The 6,945-nt window shown below is 63.9% G+C and carries 6 protein-coding genes; 3 read left to right on the plus strand and 3 right to left on the minus strand.

What is annotated here, in order from left to right; all coding sequences use genetic code 11:
- Positions 1-48: 48 nt before the first annotated feature.
- Together CH249_RS16615 and CH249_RS16620 are read left to right on the plus strand one after the other, a co-directional pair.
- A complete protein-coding gene (locus CH249_RS16615) occupies positions 49-1,413 on the plus strand; it encodes an MFS transporter (RefSeq protein WP_094683348.1) in 1,365 nt (454 codons plus the stop codon).
- 25 nt (positions 1,414-1,438) lie between these two features.
- A complete protein-coding gene (locus CH249_RS16620; protein WP_094658805.1) occupies positions 1,439-2,377 on the plus strand; it encodes a TAXI family TRAP transporter solute-binding subunit in 939 nt (312 codons plus the stop codon).
- A gap of 9 nt (positions 2,378-2,386) precedes the next feature.
- Here the strand turns inward: CH249_RS16620 and araA are convergent, their stop codons facing one another.
- Genes araA through araB form a run of 3 tightly spaced genes read right to left on the minus strand, consistent with a single transcriptional unit; the run spans position 2,387 to position 6,256 of the window.
- Positions 2,387-3,871 carry an L-arabinose isomerase gene (gene araA, locus CH249_RS16625; protein WP_094645508.1) on the minus strand — a complete coding sequence of 495 codons (1,485 nt, stop codon included), beginning with the start codon at positions 3,869-3,871 and terminating at the stop codon, positions 2,387-2,389.
- Positions 3,872-3,908: 37 nt separating this feature from the next.
- On the minus strand, positions 3,909-4,586 hold the full coding sequence (locus tag CH249_RS16630) for an L-ribulose-5-phosphate 4-epimerase (protein ID WP_045196143.1): 678 nt from the start codon (positions 4,584-4,586) through the stop codon (positions 3,909-3,911).
- Positions 4,583-6,256, minus strand: a complete 1,674-nt coding sequence (gene araB / locus CH249_RS16635; RefSeq protein ID WP_032394819.1) for a ribulokinase — start codon at positions 6,254-6,256, stop codon at positions 4,583-4,585. The genes CH249_RS16630 and araB overlap by 4 nt, the downstream gene beginning before the upstream one ends.
- Positions 6,257-6,528: 272 nt before the next feature.
- Between araB and CH249_RS16640 the strand changes: the two genes are divergently transcribed.
- Positions 6,529-6,945: alcohol dehydrogenase catalytic domain-containing protein (locus CH249_RS16640; protein ID WP_179274304.1), on the plus strand; the 417-nt coding region annotated here is incomplete at its 3' end.

The following is a 6,945-nucleotide window of genomic DNA, read 5'->3' on the forward strand; positions in this document are numbered from 1 at the left end:
TCGTTGACCGGCAGCCCAATTGTCCGCTGAATGTGGAAGGACCAAACCATGGCCAACGAGGCCACCTCGATCACCGGTTCGACGCTCCCGAGTCCACCCGTTTCCTCTCGCGCTGCCACCCGCCGTGCCGTCTTCAACACGCTGCGGGGGTCGTCCGGAAATCTGGTCGAGTGGTACGACGTGTACGTCTACACCGTCTTCGCGACGTATTTCGAGAATCAGTTCTTCGACTCCGCCGACAAGAACTCCACCATCTACGTGTACGGGATCTTTGCGGTCACGTTCTTGATGCGACCGGTCGGGTCGTGGTTCTTCGGCCGCTACGCGGACCGCAACGGGCGCAGGGCTGCACTGACGTTCAGCGTCTCGATGATGGCGGCGTGCTCGCTGGTCATCGCGCTCACTCCCGGACGGGAGAGCATCGGCGTATGGGCCGCCGTGATCCTGATCCTGTGCCGGCTGGTTCAGGGCTTCGCCACCGGTGGTGAGTACGGTGCGTCGGCGACGTACATGTCCGAGGCCGCCACGCGCGAGCGTCGAGGATTCTTCTCGTCGTTCCAATACGTCACCCTCGTCGGTGGGCATGTGCTCGCACAGGTGACTCTGCTGCTGATGCAGGTGTTCCTCGAGCGCGAACAGATCGAGGACTTCGGTTGGCGCATAGCCTTCTTCATCGGCGGAGTCGCGGCAGTGGTGGTCTTCTGGCTGCGCCGCAGCATGGACGAATCCTTGACCGAGGATCGACTCGACGCCGTTCGCAGCGGTGCGGACAAAGCCTCCGGTTCCTTGAAGGAATTGGTCGCCAATCACTGGCGGGCGTTGCTGATCTGCTTCATGGTGACGGCCGGTGGCACCATTGCGTTCTACACCTACAGCGTCAACGCACCCTCGATGGTCAAGACCGCGTACGAGGACCGGGGGATGACCGGTACCTGGATCAACCTCGCCGGCCTGGTCTTCCTCATGCTGCTGCAGCCCATCGGCGGAATGATCAGCGACAAGGTGGGCCGCAAGCCGCTGCTCGTCTTCTTCGGTATCGGAGGCGTGCTGTACACCTACGTACTCATCACGTACCTGCCGACGGCGACGTCGGTGGTGCAGTCGCTCGCCCTGGTGTGCGTCGGCTACGTCATCCTCACCGGCTACACCTCGATCAATGCGATCGTCAAAGCAGAGCTGTTCCCCTCTCACGTCCGCGCACTCGGCGTCGGCTTGGGATACGCGCTCGCCAACTCGGCCTTCGGCGGCACAGCACCATTGATCTACCAAGCCGCGAAGAACGGCGGGCACGTGGGTTGGTTCATCCTCTACGTGACGGTCGTGATCGCCATCTCGCTGCTTGTGTACATCTTCGTACTGCGCAACAAGTCCGAGACCGTACTCGACCGAGAGCAGGGTCGAGCGTTCCAGTGACCTGTGACGCCCTACAGTGACTGACATGGCCGAGCATGCAGCGTCGTTCTCGCGTAGAACGGCGCTGCAGGCCGGTCTGTTGGCACTGAGCGCTGCTTTCGCGGGTGCCTGCGCCTCGGATCCGCCGATGCAGCTGCGCCTCGCTGCAGGCGAGGTCGGTGGCTTCTTCTGGGAGTTCGCCGGACTGCTGTCCGAATCTGTCGCGAAAACCGCTTTAGCACAGATCGTTCCGCTCACCTCTGCCGGCTCCGTCGACAACCTCGAGGCATTGGGTTCTCGGCAGGCCGAGCTGGCACTGACGCTCATGGACGCTGCTTACAGTCATCCGAGCGGAGAGCTGGCGGCAGTCGGGTGCGTCTACGAGAACTACTTCCAAGTGGCCGTGCGAGCAGACTCGACTATCGAGTCCGTGGACGATCTGCGAGGACGAAACGTGAGCATCGGTGCCCCGGGATCCGGTGCCACCGAAGTATCTCAGCGAGTCCTCCGTGCAGCGGGTGTTTCGGAAGACGGTGCTGTCGAACAGGTTCAGCTCTCGATGAGCTCAGCGGCAGATGCCCTGACGGCCAACGAAGTCGACGCCGTGATGTGGGCGGGCGGGTTGCCGACACCGGCATTTGCCCAGCCTCGAGCCGCGATTCGTCTACTCGATCTGGGTACCGTCGTCGCTGATCTCAGACGCGAATTCGGTACCGCATACGAGGCTGTGCTGGTACCGGCAAACGTGTACGGCGAACATCCGGAGGTGACCTCCGTGGGCATTCCGAATCTTCTCCTGGCACATCCGGACGTGCCGGACCGCGTTGTCGCTGCACTGGTGGGTGTGCTTCTCGATCAGTCGTCCGGGCTGGTTCCCAGCCAGGCGATCGGCAGCCAATTTCTCGATGCGCGGTCGCTGGTCATGACCGGCAGCATCCCCCTCCACCCCGGAGCCGAACAGGAATATCGCAGACGACATGGATGATCGCCGACCTCACAACCTCGCTGCGAGTCGGTGATACGCCGCGTTCCATCGCAGTGTCTGTTGGAATCCACGCGTGGTGGTGCCCGCATCGATGGTGAGCAGTTCGACGCCGATCATGTCCGAGAATGCCTCCAGCACAGGCAGACCGATGGCGGTGCTCAGAACCGTGTGGTGGGGCGCACCGGCCGTCAGCCAGGATTCCGCCGACACCGCGAGTGAGGGCTGCGGTTCCCACACAGCGCACGCCACGGGTAGTTTCGGCAGCGCCTCGTCGGGCTCGACGACGTCGATCACGTTGGCTGTCAATCTGAATCGTTCACCGACATCCGAGAGTCCGACGACTACGCCGGGTCCTGGATCGGCGGTGAATCGCAGTCGCACCGGGTCTTCGCGGCCACCGATGGACAGTGGATGGATCTCCAGGGTGGGCCGCGAGGCGGTGATCGACGGGCACACCTCGAGCATGTGTGCGCCGAGGATCTTCTCCGCACCGGGAACGAGGTTGTAGGTGTAGTCCTCCATGAACGACGTTCCACCGTCGAGTCCCTCGGCCATCACCTTCATGCCGCGCAACAACATCGAGGTCTTCCAGTCACCCTCGCCGCCGAAGCCGTATCCGTCGGCCATGAGGCGCTGCACTGCGAGCCCGGGCAACTGACGAAGTCCGCCGAGATCCTCGAAGTTGGTGGTGAAGGCCTTGAATCCGCCGTCGGTCAGGAACTGCCGCAGCCCGGCTTCGACACGAGCACCGTAGCGGAGGGATTCGTGGCGGTCACCGCCCTTGTCGAGGCTCGGTGCGATGTCGTAGGACGAGCGGTATTCGTCGATCAGGTCCGAGATCGCCGAGTCGCTCACTCCGTCCACCACCTCGACCAGATCGTTGACGCCGTAGGTGTTGACGGAGACTCCGAATCGCAACTGCGCTTCGACCTTGTCGCCTTCCGTCACTGCGACGTCGCGCATGTTGTCGCCGAAACGTGCCAGGCGCAGTGACCTCAGCTCCGCTCGGCCGAGGGCCGCTCGCACCCACTGCTCCGCACGCTCCACAACCGCGGGATTGTCGACGTGGCCCGCCACGATCGTGCGCAGAACCCCCACCCGGGACTCGACGTGCCCGAACTCGCGATCACCGTGGGCGGCCTGATTGAGGTTCATGAACTCCATGTCGATCGTGGACCAGGGCAACGACATTCCCGCCTGCGTATGCAGGTGCAGCAGCGGAACGTCCAACGCATCGAGGCCGGCAATCCACATCTTGGCGGGGGAGAAGGTGTGCATCCACGTCACCACGCCCACGCATTCATCGGCGGCATTGGCCTCGCGCATGGTGCCGAGGATGGACGACGCGTCGAGCAGAACCGGCTTCCAGACCACCGAGACAGGAAGTGCCGCATCGAGTTTGTCCGCGATCTCGCGAGACTGGGCTGCGACTTGTTCGAGGGTCTCGGGCCCGTAGAGGCTTTGACTACCGGTGAGAAACCATACTTCGGACATGGGAGTACCTCCGTGGAGAGAAGATTCGGCGCGCCGGTCAGCGCTGGCCGTAGACGTTCTGATAGCGGTCGTAGAGCGCGTCGACCGATGCGCTCGGAATGCGAAGTGGCTGTCCCAGTTGGTAGGACAGATGTACCGATCGCGCGACGTCCTCGCACATGACAGCCGCCTTCACCGCCGATCGAGCGGTGGGTCCCACCGCGAACACACCGTGGTTCTGCATCAGCACGGCGGGAGATCGACTGTCCGCGAGGGTGTCGACGATGCCGCGTCCGATCGAGTCGTCGCCGATCGTGGCGAAGGGTCCGACCGGGATGTCTCCGCCGAACTCGTCCGCGCACATCGTGGTCACCACGGGAATCGGTTCTCCTCGGGCCGCCCACGCTACCGCGTACGGCGAATGTGTGTGCACCACACCGCCGATGTGATCGAGGTGTCGGTAGACGTAGGCCTGCGCTTCGGTGTCCGATGACGGCGCATGGTCACCCTCGACCACCTTGCCGTACAGATCGCACACCACCATGTTGCCGGGCGTGAGATCGTCGTACGAGACGCCACTGGGTTTGATGACCATCAGATCCCGGCCCGGAACCCGCGCCGAGACGTTGCCTGCCGTCCACACGACCAGTCCGTACCGCATCAATTCGGCGTGCAGGGTGCAGACGTCGCGGCGGATCTGCTCGATGGCCTCGCGCACGTCGTCGACGACGGTCATCGTGCATCCACCCTTCGGGTCAGCGCGTCACGTCGCAGTGCTCGCAGACGGCGCATGGTCGGCACGTCCCGGCCGAACCGGTCGTGCAATTCCAGATAGATCTCGAACAGGGAGTCGTAGGCTTTCGATCGCGATTCGTCGGGCACGAAAGCGGCCCGGTGTACCTTGCCCATCGACTTCGAGGCGACGGGCACGTCCGGGTAGCACCCGGCCGCCACCGCCGCGTGGATGGCAGATCCCAGAGCAGGTCCCTGTGCGGAGGCGATGACCGACAACGGCATTCGCAGCACATCGGCGTAGATCTGCATGAGCAGCGCGTTGCGTGCCAACCCGCCGGCGACGACGAACTCCTCGACCGGGACGCCACTGTTGCGGAAGGTTTCCACGATGACGCGGGTTCCGAATGCGGTTGCTTCGAGCAGCGCACGGTAGGTGTCCTCGGGACGCGTGGCCAGCGTGGTCCCGACGACCAGGCCGGAGAGCTCGTGATCGACCAGAACCGACCGGTTCCCGCTGTGCCAATCGAGCGCGACGAGTCCGTGCTCGCCCACGTCCTGCGCCTGCGCGAGGCGGGTCAGGTGCTCGTGCACCGACTCACCTGCCGCAGCAGCCGCCTCGCTGTACGCCGCGGGAACCGATGTGCGCGTGAACCATCCGAAAATGTCGCCGACGCCGCTCTGCCCTGCCTCGTAGCCGAACGATCCGGCGACGATTCCGCCGTCCACCACCCCGCACATGCCGGGAACTTCCTTCAGGACGGTCGAGCTCATCACGTGGCAGGTCGAGGTCCCCATGATGGCGACCATTCGGCCCGGTTCCACCGCTCCGGCCGCGGGTGCCGTCACGTGCGCATCGACGTTGCCGACGGCGACGGCTATGCCCTCGGGAAGTCCGGTCCATCGCGCAGCCTCGGCGGTCAACGTACCTGCACGAGAACCCAACTCGCCCAAAGGCTGATCGAGCTTGTCGGCGACGAAGGAACCGAAGCCCGGTGCCAGTTCGGTGAGGAAGTCCACGGACGGGTAGTGCCCGTCCTGATAGATGCCCTTGTAACCGGCGGTACAGGCGTTGCGTACGTAGTGTCCGCACAGTTGCCACACGATCCAATCGGCGGCTTCGACCCATCGGTCCATCGCGTCGTAGATCTCGGAATCTTCCTCGTGAATCTGCAGTGCCTTGGCGAACTCCCATTCCGAGGAGATCAGTCCGCCGTAACGAGGCAGCCAACTCTCGCCGCGACGCGCGGCGAGTTCGTTGATGCGGTCCGCCTGCCCCTGTGCCGCATGGTGTTTCCACAATTTCACGTACGAGTGCGGTCGATCGGCGAAGCGCGGATCTTCGCACAGCGGAGTGCCGTCGGCGTAGGTGGGCACCATGGTGCACGCGGTGAAGTCGGTGGCGATGCCGACCACCTGCTCGGCCTCGATGCCCGCAGCGGCCAGCGCGGCGGGTACTGCACGACGCAGAACGTCTCGATAGTCGTCCGGTACCTGCAGGGCCCATGCGTCGGGCAATCGGACCGTGCCGTCGGGCAGCGTCTCCTCGAGCACTGCGTGTCGGTAATCATGTACTGCCGAGGCGATTTCGGTGCCGTCGGACACCCGAACGACGACGGCGCGTCCGGACAGGGTGCCGAAGTCGACCCCAACCGTGTATCGGTCAACCGGCATTCAGATCTCCTTCGTGGGTCACCGACTGTGACGTGTGCAACACAGTGTGAGCGCTAACATCCTGTCGAGTCAAGTGCCTGCACCGCGAAGTGGGCGGATCCGACACGATGCGTTCGTCTCGGGTGGTCCTTGCCGCCTATGTCCGGATCGGAGTTACTCGCAGCGATCGCATGCGCGCCTGTGCATACTGGTGTGATGCGGGCCACATGCGCGATCAGTTCGATGATCTCGGCCCGCCGGTCGCGCAACTCACTCACCGAAGAGGAGAACTCATGGCAGACAACAGAGCAGTAACGTACGCAGGACCGGGCAAGGTAGAGGTGCAGGACATCGCTTTTCCGGGCCTGGAGTTGACCGACGGCCCTGGCGTGAATCCGGCCAACGTCGGACGCAAGTGCGAGCACGGAGTGATTCTGAAGGTCGTCTCGACCAACATCTGCGGCAGTGACCAGCACATGGTTCGTGGGCGCACGACCGCGCCCGAGGGGCTGGTGCTCGGCCACGAGATCACCGGCGAAATCGTCGAGGTCGGACGCGACGTCGAGTTCCTGAAGGTGGGGGACATCTGCTCGGTTCCGTTCAACATCGCCTGCGGGCGGTGTCGAAACTGCAAGGAGCGCAAGACCGGAATCTGTCTCAACGTCAACCCCGATCGACCTGGCTCGGCCTTCGGCTACGTCGACATGGGC

The organism is Rhodococcus sp. 05-2255-3B1 (assembly GCF_002258545.1).
Taxonomy (GTDB): domain Bacteria; phylum Actinomycetota; class Actinomycetes; order Mycobacteriales; family Mycobacteriaceae; genus Rhodococcoides.

Bases quoted from the DNA above. Each gene is read 5' to 3' on its own strand.
- CH249_RS16615 (WP_094683348.1), top strand. From the start codon at position 49: ATGGCCAACGAGGCCACCTCGATCACCGGTTCGACGCTCCCGAGTCCA.
- CH249_RS16620 (WP_094658805.1), top strand. From the start codon at position 1,439: ATGGCCGAGCATGCAGCGTCGTTCTCGCGTAGAACGGCGCTGCAGGCC.
- araA (WP_094645508.1), bottom strand. From the start codon at position 3,871: ATGTCCGAAGTATGGTTTCTCACCGGTAGTCAAAGCCTCTACGGGCCC.
- CH249_RS16630 (WP_045196143.1), bottom strand. From the start codon at position 4,586: ATGACCGTCGTCGACGACGTGCGCGAGGCCATCGAGCAGATCCGCCGC.
- araB (WP_032394819.1), bottom strand. From the start codon at position 6,256: ATGCCGGTTGACCGATACACGGTTGGGGTCGACTTCGGCACCCTGTCC.